The organism is Pseudomonas sp. Pseusp9 (assembly GCF_059491265.1).
On sequence record NZ_CP168500.1, the window covers coordinates 5,606,358 to 5,624,506 of the forward strand.

Annotated in this window: 19 protein-coding genes; 6 read left to right on the top strand and 13 right to left on the bottom strand. The window is 58.4% G+C overall.

Going from position 1 to position 18,149, the window contains the following annotated elements; all coding sequences use genetic code 11:
* Positions 1-3: 3 nt before the first annotated feature.
* Complete coding sequence (gene ribF / locus ACEN8E_RS25530; protein WP_429372537.1) at positions 4-942, bottom strand: bifunctional riboflavin kinase/FAD synthetase; 939 nt, start codon at positions 940-942, stop codon at positions 4-6.
* A 129-nt stretch (positions 943-1,071) separates the two neighbouring features.
* On the bottom strand, positions 1,072-2,610 hold the full coding sequence (murJ, locus tag ACEN8E_RS25535) for a murein biosynthesis integral membrane protein MurJ (protein ID WP_495590335.1): 1,539 nt from the start codon (positions 2,608-2,610) through the stop codon (positions 1,072-1,074).
* Positions 2,611-2,862: 252 nt separating this feature from the next.
* Between murJ and rpsT the strand changes: the two genes are divergently transcribed.
* The gene (gene rpsT, locus ACEN8E_RS25540) at positions 2,863-3,141 is read left to right on the top strand and encodes a 30S ribosomal protein S20 (RefSeq protein WP_007970922.1); all 279 of its coding nucleotides are present in this window, start codon (positions 2,863-2,865) and stop codon (positions 3,139-3,141) included.
* A gap of 118 nt (positions 3,142-3,259) precedes the next feature.
* On the opposite strand, the gene ACEN8E_RS25545 is transcribed toward rpsT, so the two are convergent.
* The 5 genes from ACEN8E_RS25545 to rplU all read right to left on the bottom strand — a co-directional run bounded on the left by ACEN8E_RS25545 (position 3,260) and on the right by rplU (position 7,019).
* Positions 3,260-3,724: a CreA family protein gene (locus ACEN8E_RS25545; protein ID WP_495590336.1), complete on the bottom strand. Its 465-nt coding sequence runs from the start codon at positions 3,722-3,724 to the stop codon at positions 3,260-3,262.
* Positions 3,725-3,736: 12 nt separating this feature from the next.
* The gene (gene proB, locus ACEN8E_RS25550) at positions 3,737-4,855 is read right to left on the bottom strand and encodes a glutamate 5-kinase (protein WP_043302662.1); all 1,119 of its coding nucleotides are present in this window, start codon (positions 4,853-4,855) and stop codon (positions 3,737-3,739) included.
* A gap of 137 nt (positions 4,856-4,992) precedes the next feature.
* Complete coding sequence (gene cgtA / locus ACEN8E_RS25555) at positions 4,993-6,216, bottom strand: Obg family GTPase CgtA (protein WP_008052064.1); 1,224 nt, start codon at positions 6,214-6,216, stop codon at positions 4,993-4,995.
* Between the two features lie 195 nt (positions 6,217-6,411).
* Positions 6,412-6,669: a 50S ribosomal protein L27 gene (gene rpmA, locus ACEN8E_RS25560; RefSeq protein WP_003281574.1), complete on the bottom strand. Its 258-nt coding sequence runs from the start codon at positions 6,667-6,669 to the stop codon at positions 6,412-6,414.
* Between the two features lie 35 nt (positions 6,670-6,704).
* Positions 6,705-7,019, bottom strand: coding sequence for a 50S ribosomal protein L21 (rplU, locus tag ACEN8E_RS25565; protein ID WP_007950961.1), 315 nt, complete (start codon positions 7,017-7,019; stop codon positions 6,705-6,707).
* Positions 7,020-7,258: 239 nt separating this feature from the next.
* On the opposite strand from rplU, the gene ACEN8E_RS25570 reads away from it, so the two are divergent.
* The 3 genes from ACEN8E_RS25570 to ACEN8E_RS25580 all read left to right on the top strand — a co-directional run bounded on the left by ACEN8E_RS25570 (position 7,259) and on the right by ACEN8E_RS25580 (position 9,221).
* Complete coding sequence (locus ACEN8E_RS25570; protein WP_008022502.1) at positions 7,259-8,227, top strand: polyprenyl synthetase family protein; 969 nt, start codon at positions 7,259-7,261, stop codon at positions 8,225-8,227.
* Positions 8,228-8,418: 191 nt separating this feature from the next.
* Positions 8,419-8,760, top strand: a complete 342-nt coding sequence (locus ACEN8E_RS25575; protein ID WP_010467527.1) for a zinc ribbon domain-containing protein YjdM — start codon at positions 8,419-8,421, stop codon at positions 8,758-8,760.
* A 203-nt stretch (positions 8,761-8,963) separates the two neighbouring features.
* Positions 8,964-9,221, top strand: coding sequence for a PA4570 family protein (locus ACEN8E_RS25580; protein WP_495590337.1), 258 nt, complete (start codon positions 8,964-8,966; stop codon positions 9,219-9,221).
* A 138-nt stretch (positions 9,222-9,359) separates the two neighbouring features.
* On the opposite strand, the gene bamJ is transcribed toward ACEN8E_RS25580, so the two are convergent.
* The 3 genes from bamJ to ACEN8E_RS25595 all read right to left on the bottom strand — a co-directional run bounded on the left by bamJ (position 9,360) and on the right by ACEN8E_RS25595 (position 11,013).
* Complete coding sequence (gene bamJ / locus ACEN8E_RS25585; RefSeq protein WP_495590338.1) at positions 9,360-9,977, bottom strand: BamJ family beta-barrel-assembly machinery protein; 618 nt, start codon at positions 9,975-9,977, stop codon at positions 9,360-9,362.
* Positions 9,978-10,098: 121 nt separating this feature from the next.
* A complete protein-coding gene (locus ACEN8E_RS25590) occupies positions 10,099-10,389 on the bottom strand; it encodes a DUF6482 family protein (RefSeq protein ID WP_495590339.1) in 291 nt (96 codons plus the stop codon).
* 135 nt (positions 10,390-10,524) lie between these two features.
* A complete protein-coding gene (locus ACEN8E_RS25595; RefSeq protein ID WP_007990463.1) occupies positions 10,525-11,013 on the bottom strand; it encodes a TIGR00645 family protein in 489 nt (162 codons plus the stop codon).
* A 161-nt stretch (positions 11,014-11,174) separates the two neighbouring features.
* Between ACEN8E_RS25595 and ACEN8E_RS25600 the strand changes: the two genes are divergently transcribed.
* On the top strand, positions 11,175-13,004 hold the full coding sequence (locus ACEN8E_RS25600) for a hypothetical protein (protein ID WP_495590340.1): 1,830 nt from the start codon (positions 11,175-11,177) through the stop codon (positions 13,002-13,004).
* A gap of 6 nt (positions 13,005-13,010) precedes the next feature.
* Here the strand turns inward: ACEN8E_RS25600 and ACEN8E_RS25605 are convergent, their stop codons facing one another.
* The 3 genes from ACEN8E_RS25605 to ACEN8E_RS25615 all read right to left on the bottom strand — a co-directional run bounded on the left by ACEN8E_RS25605 (position 13,011) and on the right by ACEN8E_RS25615 (position 17,220).
* On the bottom strand, positions 13,011-13,352 hold the full coding sequence (locus tag ACEN8E_RS25605; RefSeq protein ID WP_495590341.1) for a PA4575 family protein: 342 nt from the start codon (positions 13,350-13,352) through the stop codon (positions 13,011-13,013).
* Between the two features lie 211 nt (positions 13,353-13,563).
* Complete coding sequence (locus tag ACEN8E_RS25610) at positions 13,564-14,526, bottom strand: IS110 family transposase (RefSeq protein ID WP_495589916.1); 963 nt, start codon at positions 14,524-14,526, stop codon at positions 13,564-13,566.
* Positions 14,527-14,781: 255 nt separating this feature from the next.
* Positions 14,782-17,220, bottom strand: a complete 2,439-nt coding sequence (locus tag ACEN8E_RS25615; RefSeq protein ID WP_495590342.1) for a Lon protease family protein — start codon at positions 17,218-17,220, stop codon at positions 14,782-14,784.
* Between the two features lie 276 nt (positions 17,221-17,496).
* On the opposite strand from ACEN8E_RS25615, the gene ACEN8E_RS25620 reads away from it, so the two are divergent.
* A complete protein-coding gene (locus ACEN8E_RS25620; RefSeq protein WP_495590343.1) occupies positions 17,497-17,985 on the top strand; it encodes a DUF3015 domain-containing protein in 489 nt (162 codons plus the stop codon).
* The last annotated feature ends 164 nt before the right edge of the window (positions 17,986-18,149 follow it).

Here is an 18,149-nt window from a genome sequence, read left to right on the forward strand (position 1 = left end):
TCATTAGCGATGGGCGCTAGGTGCGGCTAGTGCACGGGCGGCGGCGACATCCGCGTTGATCGCCGTTTTCAGCGCCTCCAGAGAGGCGAAACGCTGCTCTTCACGCAGCTTGTGGTGGAAAACCACCGTTAAACGCCGGTCATACAGATCGCCGGCAAAATCTAAAAGATGCACTTCCAGGTGGGCTTTGCCATCACCTTGAACCGTGGGCCGCACGCCGATATTGGCGACGCCGGGCCAGGTCTTGCCGTCGATCTCGATATCCACCTGGTAAACCCCGGTGAACGGCACGCGACGACGCTTGAGTTGTATGTTGGCGGTGGGCGTACCCAACTGCCGAGCGAGCTTCTGGCCATGCAATACACGACCGGCGATCCGGTACGGCCGCCCGAGCAGGCGTTCGGCCAGGGCGAAATCCGCGGCGGCCAGGGCATTGCGGACCTGCGTGCTGCTGACCCGGATGCCATCGAGCTCGACGGTTTGCGCCGCTTCGACGGTAAACCCCTGACGGATGCCGGCCTGTTGCAGGAAATCGAAATCTCCCGCGCGGTCACAGCCGAAGCGGAAGTCGTCACCGACCTCCAGGTGCTGGACACCCAGGCCATCGACCAGAATGGTATCGACGAACTCGCTGGCGCTGAGCTTGCTCAGGCGCTGGTTGAAAGCCAGGCACAGGACACGGTCGACGCCTTCGGCGGCCAACAATTGCAGCTTGTCCCGCAGACGGGCCAGACGGGCCGGCGCAGTTTCCGGAGCAAAGAACTCTCGCGGTTGCGGCTCGAAAATCACCACGCAACTGGGCACGCCCAACTCGAGCGCACGCTCACGCAGCCGCGCCAGGATAGCCTGGTGGCCACGGTGTACACCGTCAAAGTTGCCAATAGTGGCGACACAGCCCCGATGCTGGGGGCGCAGATTTTGGAGGCCTCGAACCAGCTGCATAACGCGCTTCTTGCTCATAAAGTGGTCGATTATAACCACACCCGGCGGCCGACGACAGGCAACACCGTAACCCAAAGTGATCGAGCCGACAAAATCGCCGGCTCGCCCGTGTTTATCGAGGCCAGAACCTCAGCCAAGCGCCTTGCGATTGAAGTCGCGCAAACGGAAGCCCATCAACACTAACATGCCGAAATAAGCCACCACACCGGCAACGACCAAGGCACCCAGACGCAGGAAACGCTCAAGCATCTGCCCCTCACCCCAGGCCGGCATGAAATGCATCCCTGCCAGCAACACACCAGACATCACCGTGACCGCTATCACCAGCTTGAAGCCGAACTTTGCCCATCCCGGTTGCGGCTGGTACATCTGCTGTTTACGCAGCTGATAGAAGAGCAACCCTGCATTGAGGCAGGCGCCAGCGCTGATGGCGAGCGCCAGTCCCGCGTGAGCCAGCGGACCGATCAGCATCAGGTTGAACAACTGAGTGACGACCAGCGTGAAAATCGCGATTTTTACCGGCGTGCGGATGTTTTGTTGCGCATAAAAGCCCGGCGCGAGCACTTTGATCACGATAATTCCAAGCAAACCTACGGAATAGGCGATCAACGCGCGCTGGGTCATGGCCGCATCATGGGCATCGAACTGACCGTACTGGAACAGCGAAACCGTCAGCGGCTCCGCCAGAATCCCCAATGCCAGCGAGCAAGGCAGCACCAGCACGAAGCACAGGCGCAATCCCCAGTCGAGAATGCGCGAATACTCGTGACGATCCTTGTTGGCGTAGGTCTTGGCCAGGGTCGGCAACAGAATCGTCCCCAGTGCCACGCCCAGCACCCCGGACGGCAATTCCATCAAACGATCGGCGTAGTACATCCACGACACGGAGCCGGCAACCAGGAACGAAGCGAAGATGGTGTTGATGATCAGCGAAATCTGGCTCACCGAGACACCGAGGATTGCCGGCAGCATTTGCTTCATCACCCGCCAGACACCCGTGTCGCGCAGGTTCAGGCGCGGCAGCACCAGCATGCCGATCTTTTTCAGGTGCGGCAGCTGATAGAGCAACTGCGCCAGGCCGCCCGCCAGCACCGCCCAGCCCAGCGCCATTACGGGCGGATCGAAGTATGGCGTCAAAAACACCGAAAAGATGATCATGCTGACGTTCAGCAGGGTCGGCACGAAGGCCGGCACCGAAAAGCGGTTCCAGGTATTGAGGATCGCGCCCGCCAGCGACGACAGGGAAATCAGCAGGATGTACGGAAAGGTCACCCGCAACAGGTTGGAAGTGAGCTCGAATTTTTCCGGGGTGTCGGCGAAACCCGGCGCAGTCACCCAGATGACCCACGGCGCGGCGATCATGCCCAACACCGTGACCAGCGCCAGTACCAGCGTCAGCAGGCCCGAGACATAAGCGATGAAGGTTCGCGTCGCCTCTTCGCCCTTCTGGCTTTTGTATTCGGCAAGAATCGGCACGAACGCTTGGGAAAACGCCCCCTCGGCAAAGATCCGCCGCAGCAGATTGGGCAATTTGAAGGCGATAAAGAAGGCGTCAGTCGCCATTCCCGCGCCAAATGTGCGCGCAATGAGAGTGTCTCGAACAAATCCCAGAATCCGGGAAAGCATCGTGATAGAGCTGACGGCGGCCAACGATTTGAGCAGATTCATGGAAAGAGTTTGTGCCTGTCGATAAACAGCAGGCGAACTACGCGCCCACTTATGCGATACTCCGCGCCGCAACAGCACAGAGCCAAAGCTCGCGAGTTTACAGGTCAAGCGCCGGAAATAAATATCCCGCCTCTTTAGATCGACCACTCAGCGGAACGCATCAACCGCCCTTGACAACACATCAACTCATCGGCATGATTCGCGGCCTATTTTGTTTGCTATTTCCTAAAAAGTCTTTCGAGGAGCTCGACGGTGGCCAACTCACCTTCCGCCAAAAAACGTGCAAAACAGGCTGAGAAGCGTCGCAGCCACAACGCCAGCCTGCGTTCCATGGTTCGTACCTACATCAAGAATGTAGTTAAGGCCATTGACGCAAAAGACGCTGCCAAAGCTCAAGCCGCTTACGTTCTGGCTGTGCCAGTTATCGACCGTATGGCCGATAAAGGCATCATCCACAAGAACAAGGCCGCTCGTCATAAGAGCCGCCTGAATGGCCACGTCAAGGCCCTGAACGTTGCCGCTGCTGCCTAAGCGATACGCTCATTAAAAAACCGACCTCAGGGTCGGTTTTTTATTGACCGCGATTTGATGAATTAGACACAAAAAATGTGGGAGCGGACTTGCTCCCACATTTTGGATATTCGCTAGCTTATTGAGCGCTCGCCCACGGCAAGATCGGAATCGCCGTCACCGCATTCTGCGGGCTACCCTCGATCAAGCGATCGCTATACACCAGGTACACCAGCGTATTGCGCTTCTTGTCGAGGAAACGCACCACCTGCATGGTCTTGAACACCAGGGACGTGCGCTCCTTGAACACCTCGTCGCCATCCTTGAGCTCACCCTTGAAGCTGATCGGCCCGACCTGGCGACAAGCGATGGACGCTTCGGCACGATCCTCGGCCAAACCAAGACCACCCTTCACCCCACCGGTCTTGGCACGGGACAGGTAGCAAGTCACACCGTCGACCTTGGGATCATCAAACGCCTCGACAACGATCCGGTCGTTCGGGCCAACGAACTTGAACACCGTCGACACCTGACCGATCTCTTCAGCCGAAGCCAGCAGCGGCATCGCCAGCAACAACCCCAACAATCCTTTTGCAATGCGCATTCAGATATTCCTTCAGACCAGGATCAGGTTATCGCGATGAACCAGCTCCGGCTCCGCCATATAACCCAACAGCCCAACAATCGCATCAGACGACTGACCGATGATTTTTTGCGCTTCCAGCGCACTGTAGTTGGCCAGGCCACGGGCAATTTCACGACCGTCCGGCGCCACGCAGACCACCATCTCACCGCGACGGAAGCTGCCCTGAACCAATTTGACTCCAACCGGCAGCAAGCTCTTGTTGCCCTCGGACAACGCGGTCACGGCACCCGCATCCAGCACCAGGGTGCCACGGGTTTGCAGATGACCGGCCAGCCATTGCTTGCGCGCCGCCAGCATGCCGCGCTCCGGCGAAAGCAAGGTACCTATGCGCTCGCCCGCCTTGAGGCGATCCAGCACGCGCTCAAGCCGCCCACCGACGATGATGGTGTGAGCACCGGAACGCGCCGCCAGACGCGCAGCGCGCAGCTTGGTCTGCATGCCGCCACGCCCCAGCGCACCACCAGTACCACCTGCCACCGCGTCGAGCGCCGGATCATCGGCACGCGCCTCGTAAATCAGCTGGGCATCCGGATTGTTGCGCGGATCAGCGTCGAACATGCCGTCGCGATCCGTGAGAATCACCAGCAAATCCGCCTCGACCAGGTTCGCCACCAGCGCCGCCAGGGTGTCGTTGTCGCCAAAACGGATTTCGTCGGTGACCACGGTATCGTTCTCGTTGATCACCGGAATAACCTTGAGCTCGACCAGCGCACGCAAGGTACTGCGGGCATTCAGGTAGCGCTTGCGGTCGGACAGGTCGTCATGGGTCAGGAGAATCTGCGCGGTATGCCGGCCATGCTCGGCAAAGCTCGACTCCCAGGCTTGCACCAGCCCCATCTGGCCGATTGCAGCAGCGGCCTGCAGCTCGTGCATTGCACTGGGTCGCGAGGTCCAGCCCAGACGGCTCATACCGGCCGCCACAGCCCCGGAAGACACCAGCACCAGCTCGACACCCGCCTCATGCAAGGCCACCATCTGTTCAACCCAGACACCCATTGCCGCGCGATCCAGGCCCTTGCCGTCCGCCGTCAGCAAAGCGCTGCCGATCTTCACGACCCAACGCTGCGCACCTGTCACCTTGCTCCGCATCATCTTCAACCTTAGCTTGAGGGCAGCACGACCTAGCACTACCCGTGACATTATTCGTGGTAATTCGTGACCAACGATCGATTTCCAGATACCAAAACGCCGCTCGATTGAGCGGCGCTTAAGTTTATCGCAACGAATCAGTCACGCACGTAAATGATTTCCGGACCATCTTCGTCATCCACATCTTCTTCATCCCAATCATCGTCGCCGATGTCGTGGACCGACTTCACGCCACTGCGACGCAGGGCACGCTTGTCATCCAGCGCCTGCAGTTGCGCGCGAGCTTCGTCTTCGATGCGCTGATCGAGATCGGCCAGCTCTTCCTTGTAGGCCGGGTCATTGGCCAGGCGATCAGCACGATCTTCCATGTAACGCATGATGTCGTGACACAGACGCTCGGTGCCGAGCTTGGAGATAGCCGAGATCACGTAGACCGGACCAGTCCATTCCAGGCGATCAACGATTTCCTTGACGCGAGCATCGTGCTCCTCATCAAGGATCTGGTCGCACTTGTTCAGGACCAGCCAGCGATCACGCTCCGCCAGGGACGGGCTGAACTTGATCAGTTCGTTGACGATCACTTCTGCGGCATCCGGTGCACTGGCGTCATCCAGCGGCGCCATGTCCACGAGGTGCAGCAGCAGACGCGTACGCGCCAAGTGCTTGAGGAAGCGAATGCCCAGACCAGCACCTTCGGAAGCGCCCTCGATCAAGCCCGGAATATCGGCAATGACGAAGCTCTTCCAGCGATCGACGCTGACCACACCCAGGTTCGGCACCAGCGTGGTGAATGGATAGTCGGCAACTTTCGGTTTGGCAGCCGAAACCGAACGGATAAAGGTACTTTTACCCGCGTTCGGCAAACCCAGCAGACCGACGTCAGCCAGTACTTTCATTTCCAGCTTCAGGTCGCGCTGCTCACCCGGCTTGCCCGGAGTGGTCTGGCGCGGCGCACGGTTGGTACTGGATTTGAAACGGGTGTTGCCCAGACCGTGCCAGCCGCCCTGCACTACCATCAATTTCTGACCGGCCTTGGTCAGGTCGCCGATGACTTCCTGAGTTGCCGAGTCGATCACCGTGGTGCCGACCGGAACGCGCAGGATCAAGTCTTCACCCTTCTTGCCGGTGCAGTCGGTGCTGCCGCCGTTGGAGCCACGCTCGGCATCGAAGTGCCGGGTGTAACGGTAGTCCACCAGGGTGTTGAGGTTTTCGTCGGCCATCATGTAGATGGAACCGCCGTCACCGCCGTCACCGCCGTTCGGGCCACCGTTCTCGATAAATTTTTCCCGACGGAAACTCATGGCGCCATTGCCGCCGTCACCAGCCTTTACTCGAATCGATACTTCATCAACAAACTTCATAACAAACGCCTCTCGCCATACGGACGAGCCGAAAAACAATCAAGACATAAGACTCTTGCAAAAATGAGCGCAGCGACCCCAAACCACGACACCTACATCGTACGCCGACAGCCCATACAAACAGCTTTGCAAGAGACTCACCCCACAAACGAAAAAGCCCCGTCGCGAGACAGGGCTTTTCCAGCGATCGCGCAATTAAGCTGCGACTACGCTCACGTAACGACGACCGAAGGCGCCTTTTACTTCGAACTTGATCACGCCTTCGACTTTAGCGAAGAGGGTGTGATCTTTACCCATGCCAACGCCGTAGCCAGCGTGGAATTGGGTGCCGCGCTGACGCACGATGATGTTGCCTGCTTTGATAGCCTGGCCGCCATACATCTTCACGCCAAGGCGTTTGGCTTCTGAGTCGCGACCGTTACGGGTACTACCACCAGCTTTTTTGTGTGCCATGAGTTCAATTCTCCTAGTGAGGAATTAGGCTGAAATTAAGCCTGAATACCGGTGATTTTGATCTCGGTGTACCACTGGCGGTGGCCCATACGCTTCATGTGGTGCTTACGGCGACGGAACTTGATGATGCGGACTTTATCGTGACGACCTTGGGAGATCACTTCAGCCACAACGGTAGCGCCAGCAACAACTGGAGCGCCGATATTCACGTCGTCACCGTTGGCAACCAACAGAACGCGATCAAAGGTAACGGATTCGCCGGTAGCGACTTCCAGTTTTTCGATCTTCAGGTATTCACCTGGGGCGACTTTGTACTGCTTGCCGCCAGTAACGATTACTGCATAAGACATGGTATTTCTCCGATAATCCTGCTCACCCAGCTCTTTATAAGAAGAGGTATTGGCTGGCATGGCTGCATGGGGCTGGAGGCCCGCTTGCAATTGCGTAAGGCAGGTGCTGCCCAGGAAGTTCAGGGTGCGCGATTGTACGCAAGCCACGCCAGCCTTGCAAGGGGCCGTCCATCGCGCCTTGACACCTGCAGGCATGGGTCCTAGCATGCCGCGCAACCCTTCTGGAGCAACTGTCGCTGATGCAACCCCAAGCTTTCTACCGCGCGGTGGCGGACGATTTTAGCGCCGTCGACGGCATCATCAAGAAGCAGCTGACTTCCCGAGTGCCGCTGGTATCGAAAATCGGCGATTACATTACCTCGGCCGGTGGCAAACGCCTGCGTCCTTTATTGGTGTTGCTGTGTGGCAAGGCCCTGGGCCGTGAAGGCGACGACCTGCGCCTGCTGGCCGCCACCATCGAGTTCCTGCACACCGCTACCCTGCTGCATGACGACGTGGTCGACATGTCCGGCATGCGCCGTGGCCGCTCGACCGCCAACGCCATGTGGGGCAACGCGCCTAGCGTGCTCGTCGGTGATTTCCTGTATTCGCGCTCTTTCGAAATGATGGTCGAGCTGGGCTCCATGCCAGTGATGAAGATCCTTTCGCAGGCCACGCGCATCATCGCCGAAGGCGAAGTGCTGCAGCTGTCGAAGGTGCGTGACGCCAGCACCACCGAAGAAACCTACATGGAGGTCATCCGCGGCAAGACCGCGATGCTCTTCGAGGCCTCGACCCACAGTGCTGCCGCCCTGTGCGAAGCCACGCCGGAGCAGGCCGAAGCCCTGCGTACATTCGGCGACCACCTGGGTGTGGCCTTCCAGCTGGTCGACGACCTGCTTGATTACAAAGGCGACGCCGAAACCCTGGGCAAGAACGTCGGTGACGATCTGGCCGAAGGCAAGCCGACCCTGCCGCTGATCTACACCATGCGCGAAGGTACGCCAGAGCAGGCCGCCCTGGTACGCAAAGCGATCCAGAAAGGCGGAATCGAAGACCTGGAAAGCATCCGCGAAGCCGTGGAAGCCTCGGGCTCGCTGGAGTACACCGCGCAACTGGCACGAGACTATGTGGCCCGCGCAATCAAGTGCCTCGAAGCGCTGCCAGCCAGCGAATATCGCGATGCACTGATTGAATTGAGTGAGTTTGCGGTAGCCCGCACGCACTAAAGGATATCTGTAGGAGCGAGCTTGCTCGCGATGGACGCTAACGAAAACGCGGGTATCCTGGATAAACGCGGCGTCCTTGAGTTTTTCGCGAGCAAGCTCGCTCCTACAGGTTTTCCGGCACTGCCCCCCCTCCCCGCCTAAAACCCTATATAATGTGCGCTTTTTTGCGATCCTGAATCCAAGGAGCCTTAGTGAGCACGTTGCCACCCTGCCCAAAATGCAATTCCGAATACACCTATGAAGACGGCGCCCAGCTGATCTGCCCCGAGTGCGCCCACGAATGGTCCGCCAGCGGTGAAGCCGAAGCGGCGTCCGATGACACAGTGAAAAAGGATTCGGTCGGCAATGTCCTGCAGGACGGCGATACGATCACCGTGATCAAGGACCTCAAGGTCAAGGGCACGTCTTTGGTGGTCAAGGTCGGCACCAAGGTCAAGAACATCCGCCTGTGCGATGGCGATCACGACATCGATTGCAAGATCGACGGCATCGGCCCGATGAAACTCAAGTCCGAGTTCGTCAGAAAAGTCTGATTGTGCTGCACCCCATCCCGCGCCTGTCGTGGGATGGCGCTTCGCCCTCCCCCGCTTCACCCAATCCCCCTCGTAATAGCCAAACGCCATTCGTTTTGACCTGACGCACTCTTTAACCGGAAAAAAGCGCAAACCGCCAATAGGCTCTTGCTATTCTGCGAATAGGAATTATTCTCATAAAACCCTCAGTGGAGATGAGAACCATGACTTATTTGATCGATGCCTGGCTGGACCGCCCACACCCTTACCTCAGGATCCTGCACCGGGAAACCGGGGAAGTCTGTGCCGTACTGGAAGAGGAAGCCTTGAACGAGCTGCAGGATCAGGGTGATCTGGATCTCAATGGCTTGAGTTCCAGCGAACCGGTGGTGCTCAAGGAGGTGGTGAGAAACCTGTTTCTATTCTGCTATGCCCGAGCGTTGCGCCCGCACAGCGAACTGCACCACAAGATCGAAGTATGAAAAACGCTGCAAAACTTTGTAGGAGCGAGCTTGCTCGCGAAGAACTCAAACACACCGCGTTCATTCAGGATGGCCGCGTTATCGTTAACGCCCATCGCGAGCAAGCTCGCTCCTACAGGTACAGGTAATCAGCAGGTCTTACAGAACGTCGAGCAGCTCGACGTCGAACACCAGCACGCTGTGCGGCGGGATGCTGCCAACGCCTTGAGCGCCGTAAGCCAGTTCGCTCGGCACGTACAGGCGCCATTTGCTGCCGGCGTTCATCAGTTGCAGGGCTTCGGTCCAGCCGGCGATCACGCCACCAACCGGGAATTCTGCAGGCTGGCCGCGCTCGTAGGAGCTGTCGAACACAGTGCCGTCGATCAGGGTGCCGTGGTAGTGAGTACGCACGGAGTCTTCACGGGATGGCTTGGCGCCTTCGCCAGCGGTCAGGACTTCGAACTGCAGGCCGGAAGCCAGAGTGGTGATGCCTTCACGCTTGGCGTTTTCAGCCAGGAAAGCCAGGCCTTCGCCAGCAGCTGCTTCAGCCTTGGCTGCAGCTTCGGCCTGCATGATTTCGCGGATGACTTTGAAGCTGGCGGACATTTCTTCCTGACCCACGCGGCTTGGCTTGCCGGCGAATGCGTCGGTCAGACCTGCCAGGATCGCGTCCAGGTTTACGCCCGGTGGCGGGTTGTCGCGCAGTTGGTCGCCCAGCTGACGGCCAATACCGTAGCTGACGCGGGTTTCGTCGGTGGACAGATTTACTTCGGACATGACACTGCTCCGCTGTGCGGACGGCTCGGGAACTTGCCATGCGTGCACAGCGCGTCCCGGAGCGCCCGGAACCAAAAGGGCCAGCAGACTAGCACAGATGTCATGTCATTGATGAGGGACGTCAGGCGATCGGCACCTTCAGGTTTTCCTCCACTTCGGCAACCAGCCCACACATTTCATCATGCACGACCGTGTGCACGAGGTTGAAGTGCAACTTGGGAAAGGAGCGCAGCACATCACGGGCATGCTCCACCGAGCGCAACTGCATCGTGTGACCTGGCGTATCGTTCAAGGGATACGCCGCTCCGTGCATACGCGCTTCAAGCAGGTAAATGCCCCCCTCCATGGAGATCAGGTTCAGCTCATCGACCTTCCCGGCGATGGCATACGCATTCAACTCTTGCAGGTTCATGAACGCACCTCATGCAGTGGCGTGCCTATACCTTTACAGGGATATGCCTCACAGCATCAAAGTACAAGCCACAAACGACGCCGCCCGTCTGTTTTGCAACAGACGGGCGGCGTGTTTCATGGGGCCGGCAGTGGATCAGTGCTTGGTGACTTTATCCAGATAACCCATGGCGAATGCCGAGACCACGAAGGTCATGTGGATGATCACGTACCACTGCAGATGCTCAGGATCGACGTTCTTGGCGTCCATGAAGATGCGCAGCAGGTGAATGGACGAGATCGCCACGATCGACGCAGCCACCTTCATTTTCAGCGACGACGAATCCATGGTGCCCAGCCAGTTGAGCTTTTCCTTGCTATCGTCGATGTCCAGTTGCGAGACGAAGTTCTCGTAGCCGGAAATCATCACCATCACCAGCAATCCGCCTACCAGTGCCATGTCGATCAGTGACAGCAGCACCAGGATCAAATCCGATTCAGCCATCGAAAACACGTTCGGGATGACGTGGAAGACTTCCTGGAAGAATTTCAGCGCCAACGCCAGCAATCCGAGGGACAGGCCGAAATAGATCGGCGCCAGCAGCCAGCGCGAGGCGTACATTGTATTTTCGATAAAGCGTTCCATTGAATCTCACACGTTGGATTGGAAATGGCCGCGAGTATACCAGCCGCCCGTCCACAGCCAGAAACCGTCGAAAAATCCGCCACCTGCGCCTGTGTATCAAAATTTTTCTGCTAGTGTCCAAATCATTGACTGCTCAGTGATGCCGGACGGGAAGACTGGAAATGGATGTGCGATTGCCTTTGACGAGTGCCGGTATTTGCCTGGTGCTGCTGCTAAGCGGCTGCTCACCCAGCGATGAAAAACGCCAGGTCAGCCTCGAAGAAAAAACCGCGCAATTCGAAAAGTCGCTGGACGCCATCCAGGATCCGAAACTCAAGGATGCCGTGTCGGAGCTGGGCGGCTCACTGCTGCTGCTCGAGCGCGCGCGACTCAAGCTCGACAGCAAACCGGTGGAAACCGAATACGGCGAAGACGCCCTCGCCATGCTCAAGCACTACCCGACCCCGCAGGCCCTGGTCGACACCTACATCAAAGGGTTGTTCGTGCTGCAAAAGGACTCCGGTTCCGACTACCTGACCGATCTGCAACCGGTGTTCCCATTCACATTCAGTGTTCCTGCCGCGTTTTTGTTTCCCCATGGCCTGGAATGGCAGTCGGTCACCCTGAGCAATAAACGAGTGATTCCATTCCAGCCGGAATGGTCGGAAACCGACCCCGGCATTCAACTCAGCCCATCGAGCTCCAACCTGACCAACCCCGATGACCTGACCGTGGCCTACCCCTTCATCGAAGGCCTCGACATCGACAGAAAGCAGCAACCGCAACCGGTGAGCCTGCAAGGCAAAGTCGAAGTCATCGCGCCACGCCGCCTCTACAGCTTCGACCTGACGAAAAAGGACGCAGGCCAGACTCGCACCAATGACAACCTGAGCGTCACCCTGCTCACATTGACGAACAACTACGCGGAAATCGAATACAACAACAGCGCGCCGCTGGCTCCCGAAGTCAGCGAAACACCGCTGAACCCGCTGATCGTCCAGGCCAGGGACAGTACCGGGCAATTCATCACGCGCGCCGGCTCAATCAACGAAACCGCGGTACAAATTGCCTTCTATCAGCAGCAGCTGGCCAAGATGCAGCAGCAAAAGAGCTGGAGCGAGGCATTGGAAAAACAGCTAAACGAAGAGCAACGCAACTTCGAGAAACAGCAGGCTCGACATTATTCGAAGGTGTACTTCAACGGGACAATCGAAACCCTCGAAGTCAGCATGCTGGATTTTTCCGCCGTCACCGTCACCCGAAAGGACCTCGACCTGCCGATCCGGCGCTTTGACGCCATTACCACGGACAAGACCATCCAGCCCTTGAACTTGTCCGTGGTGGTCTATGACGACCAGGCGGCGAGCTGGCTGAAAGGGGCAACGCTGACTGAGGATCAACTGAAGAAGAACGTCAGCATCAGTCAGTCGGTCGACGACCCCAGCGCTGCGCGAATCGAATTCACTCATCTGCGCAGCTTCAACGATGAACTGCTTGGCACATCGTTCAACCCCGGTGAAAGTCCGGTGAGCTTTTTCACCGAAGACGCTCGCGGCAATCGCGACGAGCCGATCGAACTGCCGCCGGAGGCGTACCGGATCGATCCCCTGCGCGGCACCGTCACCTACGATCTGAATCTGTTTCCGCAAACGCCGGCCTATGCAGTGGGCTCGATGCCGCTGTTCCTGGCCACAGTCGACAAAAAAACCATAGATGCCCGTCAACTGCCCAAAGGCCTTGAGCTCAAAGACAATGCACTGGTGGTGGATCTGAAGGCATTTCCCGCCCAGGACTGGCGCTTTTTCGCCAAGGACGACAGCGGTAACTACTTGAAGGAGATTCTATCGGTCAGCCATGGCGCGAGCACACAAGGTCCGGAGCAGTTTGCCGTGCATTATTTCTACGGGCAGCCTGCGCGCCTGGAAACCTATCAGCGCACCGACCTCGCCACTGTGCAATATGGTTTCGAGGTAAGACTCGACAAGGCCGACATGACGCGCCTTGATCAATAGTACGAATCAGTGCTCGGGGTGAAACTCGAAGCCGCCTATGTTTCGGCAGCGACCACCATTGATTTCCCGCAGTTGGGCTTGCAGGTGCAGGCACCAGATTTGCGGATCGTCGGCCAACTCGTAGCCGTGCAGGGTCAGGCTTTCAACGATGGTGTCGAGGATTGATTCAGCGACGACCGGCCCATGAAACGGGCCTTGGGCCTTGATGGCCGAAGGTTGTTCGCCAGCCATTCCGGCGGCGAACAGCAAAGTCCACATGCCTGTGTCTCCCGCCAATGGACGGATGGCACACTCGATACGGGTCACAAGGCCCAGGCATTGACGGGTGAGGCAGAGGTTGCGCGACATGGCGGCGACCCTCGGTAGATCCGGTATTCAGCCCCCTCGGGAAGGCTGTTTCGATCCTGTGATTACTCTCGATATCCCTGAGCAGAGAATAGAAGAAAAGTCTGGCTTGCAGGCTGGGCGAGACCGAAAGGCGCCGAATGGTCATAGCGTGGATATTGACGTCATTTTGACGACGCTTTTCGACGCCCACCACAAAAAACTGTGGGAGATTCTATGTTGCAGGGGAACCCTGCAGCCTTAAATTTGGCTGGTATTCGCTCTGATTTTTCATGAGGGCGAATGCCACCCGGCAGAGCTTGCGGGCGAGGATGACCAGAGCCTGAGTTCTGGCCAGGCCTCTTGCCAAGTAAGACTCATAGAGCGGTTTCCAGACGGGAGACCGGCAAGCCGCCATTGCTGCATTGTGCGCAAGACGCCGCAGCTCCCCATCGCCTTTTTTGCTCAAGTGGCGCGGACTGTGCTTCTTTCCTGGGTCCTTCGGCCTCAGGTCCATTCCCAAAAAGGCAATAAACGCATCGGCACTGGCGAATTGACCACGCATAAAAGTGGCTGCCAGACCCGTGGCCGTGAGCTCGCCAATCCCTTCAATCGCTTGGCAACGTCTGATGTTTTCGGTGATCCCGGCCTCTTGGCTGGCTTTGCGCAGCAATTTCTGAATAGCCTGATCAGTCTGTTTGAAGTGCTCCAGCTCTTGGGCCAGAAGGTCTTTGAGAAGGGGCTCACTCGACCAACTCAGCATGATGCTAACCCGGGCTTTCATCAGTTCTGCACGTTTGTTGAGGAGGCTTTTCAACACGGTGTAGAGCTTCGGAGGTGGATTCCAGATGCGAAGCCGATCCTGCTCACTGGTCAGGTAACGTGCCAGCAAACGCGCATCACAGGGGTCGGTTTTTGCTCGCTGGCCAATGCTTTCGCGGTAGTGGCTCACCCGATAAGGGTCCACAACGTAAACTCGGTGCCCCATGCCATGGGCCAGTTCAGCGGTATCCAGGTGGTAGAGACTGGTGGCTTCCAAGGCAATCGAGCTTTGCGCCGGCAGGGATTTGAGCCAGCGCCCAATAGCTGTGCGATCGTTGTTGATGAACTGAGTGATTTTCAGATCTTCGCGGTAAACGACGATTTCTGCCTTGGCCACATCGACACCAACCACCGTTGGCGAGGTAAGGATTGTCATGACGAATCCTCGGAGCTAGGGTTTAAGTGCTTGTCGGGGTCTACCGTAGCGCTGGCTTGCCTCTATCGTCGGTATTAACCGATGAATTCCTTATCGGCGCTTTAGGTAGAAAGGGCGGAACGAGAAGTCTCCCACGGTCCGTACTGGCTAGAGTCGGAATCGAGCTTTTAGTCCCGCCCACCCCTTCAAGTCTAAACATACAAGCGAGCTTGCTCGCTCCCACAGTAGAGCGGTGTGAGTTAGTTCAAGTGTGCATCAAGCAGGCTTTGTTTCCGCCAAAGCCTCTTGCGCCAACTCTTTCTCGGCCTCTTTCAGATCATCTTCGCTGATCATTTCCGCGATAACCCGCAGGCGTTCAACGACCCGCGCGTTCACGCTGCCTTCAGGGAATTCGCCATTCTCGTCCGGCTCGCCGGCCGGTTCGCCAACCAGCAAACTCAAGGCTTCGTCGGCCTGACGGACCGCGTAGACATGGAACTGACCCGCACGCACCGCCGCCAGTACCTTCTCGTCGAGCATCAGCGTGGCGACGTTGGCATGAGGAATGATTGCCCCCTGCTCACCGGTCAACCCGCGCGCTTCACACAGACGGAAGAAGCCCTCGATCTTCTCGTTGACTCCGCCGACCGCCTGCACCTCGCCGAACTGGTTGATCGAACCGGTGATGGCAAAGCACTGCTTGAGCGGGGTTTTCGACAAGGCCGAGATCAGGGTGCAGGCCTCGCCCAGGGAAGCACTGTCGCCATCGACATAACCGTAGGATTGCTCCAGGGCGATGCTCGCCGAAATCGCCAGCGGAAACTCCTGAGCGTAACGGCTGCCCAGATAACCGGTAAGGATCATCACGCCTTTGGAGTGGATCGGCTGGCCGAGGTTGACCTCGCGCTCGATGTCGACGATGCCGCTGCCGCCCGGGTACACCGTGGCGGAAATCCGTGCCGGTATACCAAAGGCCGAGTCGCCGACTTCAAGCACGGTCAAGCCGTTGCACTTGCCGACCGCCGCGCCAGCGGTGTCGATCAGGATGATCCCGGCCAGCATGTCGTCGAGAATCCGCGCCGAGACCCGCCCGGTCCGTGTGGCCTTGGCCTTGAGCGCGCGCTCGATGTGCCCCGCGTCGGTCATTTCATCGCTGGCCAGATGGCGGATGAAGTCAGCCTCGCTGACCAGTTGGAACAAGTCACCGATACGCGCCGACAGGCGCCCCTGGTGCTCGGCCAGACGGGCACTGTAAGTCGCCAGACGCGCCACCGCATCAGCGGTCAGCGGCGCCATGCCTTCTTCGGACGTACGGGTTTTGAGCAACTGGGCGAACTGCTCCAGGCTCTCGTCGACCATCGGGATGTCTTCGTCGAAATCCACCAGGACGCGGAACATCTCCTGGAAGTCCGGATCGAGGTCTTGCAGCGTGTAATACAGCTGACGGGCACCGATGATGACGACTTTGACCTGCAACGGAATGTGTTGCGGAGTCAGGGTTACGGTGGCCAAACGGCCCAGTTCACCCAGCGGTGACTCCATTTTCAGCTTGCGCGACTGCAGGGCGCGTTTCAGCGCGTCCCACACGAATGGCTCGCTGAGCATCTTGTCCGCTTCCAGGATCAGGAACCCACCGTTGGCCCGGTGCAAGGCCCCCGGCCGCAGCTGGCGGTAGGTGGTATACAGCGCGCCCTGGTCGGTGCTGTATTCGATACGGCCGAAGAGGTTTTCGTAGGTCGGGTGCGGCTCGAACACCACGGGCGCACCGCCGCTGGCCGAGTGACCGACCACCAGGCTCGGCGCGTATTGTTCTTCCAGCAACTTGCGGGCGACAGCGTCAGTCTTGCTGTCGTCCACCAGTTGCTCGACCACGGTCTTGAGCAAGTACACCTGCATGGCTTGCAGATAACCGCAAACCGCCGCGTTCTCGGCGTATTTCTCAGACAATGGCGACAACAGTGGCTGCAAGGCCAGGGTGATGGTTTCTTCATTCAGATGACGCAACTGGTTGCTCGACTCACGCTTCCATTGCGGCAGGCTGGCGAGCTCCTCGTTCAGGCGCTCCTCAAGTGCCGAAATATCCTCGTGAAAGCGCTCGCGCTCGGCTTCCGGCAACTGGGCGAATTCAGCTTCGTCCAACGCCTTGCCGTCGCCCATAGGAGTGAAGGCGATATTGCTGGCGTCGCGGTACAGCGCGACGTCCTTTTCCAGCGCCAGGCGCTCGATGACGTCCAGGGCCTTGTCGTAGCGCTGATTGAAGGCGCGGTCGATGCTGCTTTTCTTCTGCTGGTAGGACGGATGCTCGAAGACCGCCGGAAACGTCGCCAGCAGGTTGTCGATCAGGCCGTTGATGTCTGTGATGAATGCGCCAGCGCTGCCCGACGGCAGTTCCAGTGCGCGCGGCTCGCGAGGCTCATCGAAATTGTTGACGTAGACCCAGTCCGCCGGGGTCTGCAGGCGCTTGCCTTCGGCCTTGAGATAGCGTTTGACGAACGAAAACCGGCCAGTGCCAGGCTCGCCCATGACGAATACGTTGTAACCGGGGCGTGGCATGGCCACACCGAACTGCAAGGCTTCGACCGCACGTTCCTGGCCAAGCACACCGCGAAAGGGCTCCAGATCATTGGTGGTAGAGAAGCTGAACTGTTCAGCGGAAAACGGACGGGTCAGCGCTTCGGGCGCTAGACGCAAGCTGGCAGCAACAGGATCAGGCATCGGGCTTCCTTAACAATCAGGCGGGGCAGATGGCAGCATTCTGGCGCCGCCCATGCCCGACTGGCAAGGAGCGCCGTTGGCCGGAGCATCGTCAATCCACCAACCCCAGGTGGGACGGGCTTTCGCCGCCGTTTCCCATGAATGATTTGCAAAAAATCACGCAACCCTGTGATCGTGCCTAAACTCCAGACTGCGTGGCTGGACTAATGACCGGCCCACTGGCACCAGACGGGCCAGACCCTTGTCCATTGGTAGGCACCTATAGAGAACAAAGCTATGAAACGGATTCTTCTTGGTACTCTCTTCACCGCTATATCCATCAACGCCATGGCTCAGGCGCCGGGTGGCCCGGATTGCGGCTGGGGCAACATGCTGTTCGAAGGCCAGCGTGGCACTCCAGCTCACTTCATGGCATCCACCACCAACGGCACCTCCGGCAACGCAACCTTCGGCATGACCTCCGGCACCAACGGTTGCGCGACCAATGCGTCGCTGACCTACGGCGGAAAATCCTGGATTGCCATGAATGGCATGATGAACGAGCTGTCCGAAGACATGGCCAAAGGTCAGGGCGAAGCGCTGACCACCTATGCCGTGGTACTGGGCGTGGCGCCGGCAGACCGTGCGCACTTCGCCGCCGTCACTCACGAGCACTTCCAGCAGATCTTCAGCAAGGCTGACGTGACTGCCGAAGACGTGCATACCAATACCCTGGCCGTGCTCAGAGCCGACCCTCGCCTGGCCAAGTACGCCACCCAGGCATAAGCTCGACCTGCCCCGCTTCTTTCGAGAAGCGGGTTTTGTTTTTCGGACCTGCCCCCACTCCGGGTAATGTTGCTGACTACTGTAGGAGCTGGCTTGCCAGCGATGATTTCAAAGGCGCTGTGTTTATCCGATAAACACGCGTAATCGTTAACGACCATCGCTGG

Bases quoted from the DNA above. Each gene is read 5' to 3' on its own strand.
- ribF (WP_429372537.1), bottom strand. From the start codon at position 942: ATGCAGCTGGTTCGAGGCCTCCAAAATCTGCGCCCCCAGCATCGGGGC.
- murJ (WP_495590335.1), bottom strand. From the start codon at position 2,610: ATGAATCTGCTCAAATCGTTGGCCGCCGTCAGCTCTATCACGATGCTT.
- ACEN8E_RS25545 (WP_495590336.1), bottom strand. From the start codon at position 3,724: ATGCGCATTGCAAAAGGATTGTTGGGGTTGTTGCTGGCGATGCCGCTG.
- proB (WP_043302662.1), bottom strand. From the start codon at position 4,855: ATGCGGAGCAAGGTGACAGGTGCGCAGCGTTGGGTCGTGAAGATCGGC.
- cgtA (WP_008052064.1), bottom strand. From the start codon at position 6,216: ATGAAGTTTGTTGATGAAGTATCGATTCGAGTAAAGGCTGGTGACGGC.
- rpmA (WP_003281574.1), bottom strand. From the start codon at position 6,669: ATGGCACACAAAAAAGCTGGTGGTAGTACCCGTAACGGTCGCGACTCA.
- rplU (WP_007950961.1), bottom strand. From the start codon at position 7,019: ATGTCTTATGCAGTAATCGTTACTGGCGGCAAGCAGTACAAAGTCGCC.
- ACEN8E_RS25570 (WP_008022502.1), top strand. From the start codon at position 7,259: ATGCAACCCCAAGCTTTCTACCGCGCGGTGGCGGACGATTTTAGCGCC.
- ACEN8E_RS25580 (WP_495590337.1), top strand. From the start codon at position 8,964: ATGACTTATTTGATCGATGCCTGGCTGGACCGCCCACACCCTTACCTC.
- bamJ (WP_495590338.1), bottom strand. From the start codon at position 9,977: ATGTCCGAAGTAAATCTGTCCACCGACGAAACCCGCGTCAGCTACGGT.
- ACEN8E_RS25590 (WP_495590339.1), bottom strand. From the start codon at position 10,389: ATGAACCTGCAAGAGTTGAATGCGTATGCCATCGCCGGGAAGGTCGAT.
- ACEN8E_RS25595 (WP_007990463.1), bottom strand. From the start codon at position 11,013: ATGGAACGCTTTATCGAAAATACAATGTACGCCTCGCGCTGGCTGCTG.
- ACEN8E_RS25600 (WP_495590340.1), top strand. From the start codon at position 11,175: ATGGATGTGCGATTGCCTTTGACGAGTGCCGGTATTTGCCTGGTGCTG.
- ACEN8E_RS25605 (WP_495590341.1), bottom strand. From the start codon at position 13,352: ATGTCGCGCAACCTCTGCCTCACCCGTCAATGCCTGGGCCTTGTGACC.
- ACEN8E_RS25610 (WP_495589916.1), bottom strand. From the start codon at position 14,526: ATGACAATCCTTACCTCGCCAACGGTGGTTGGTGTCGATGTGGCCAAG.
- ACEN8E_RS25615 (WP_495590342.1), bottom strand. From the start codon at position 17,220: ATGCCTGATCCTGTTGCTGCCAGCTTGCGTCTAGCGCCCGAAGCGCTG.
- ACEN8E_RS25620 (WP_495590343.1), top strand. From the start codon at position 17,497: ATGAAACGGATTCTTCTTGGTACTCTCTTCACCGCTATATCCATCAAC.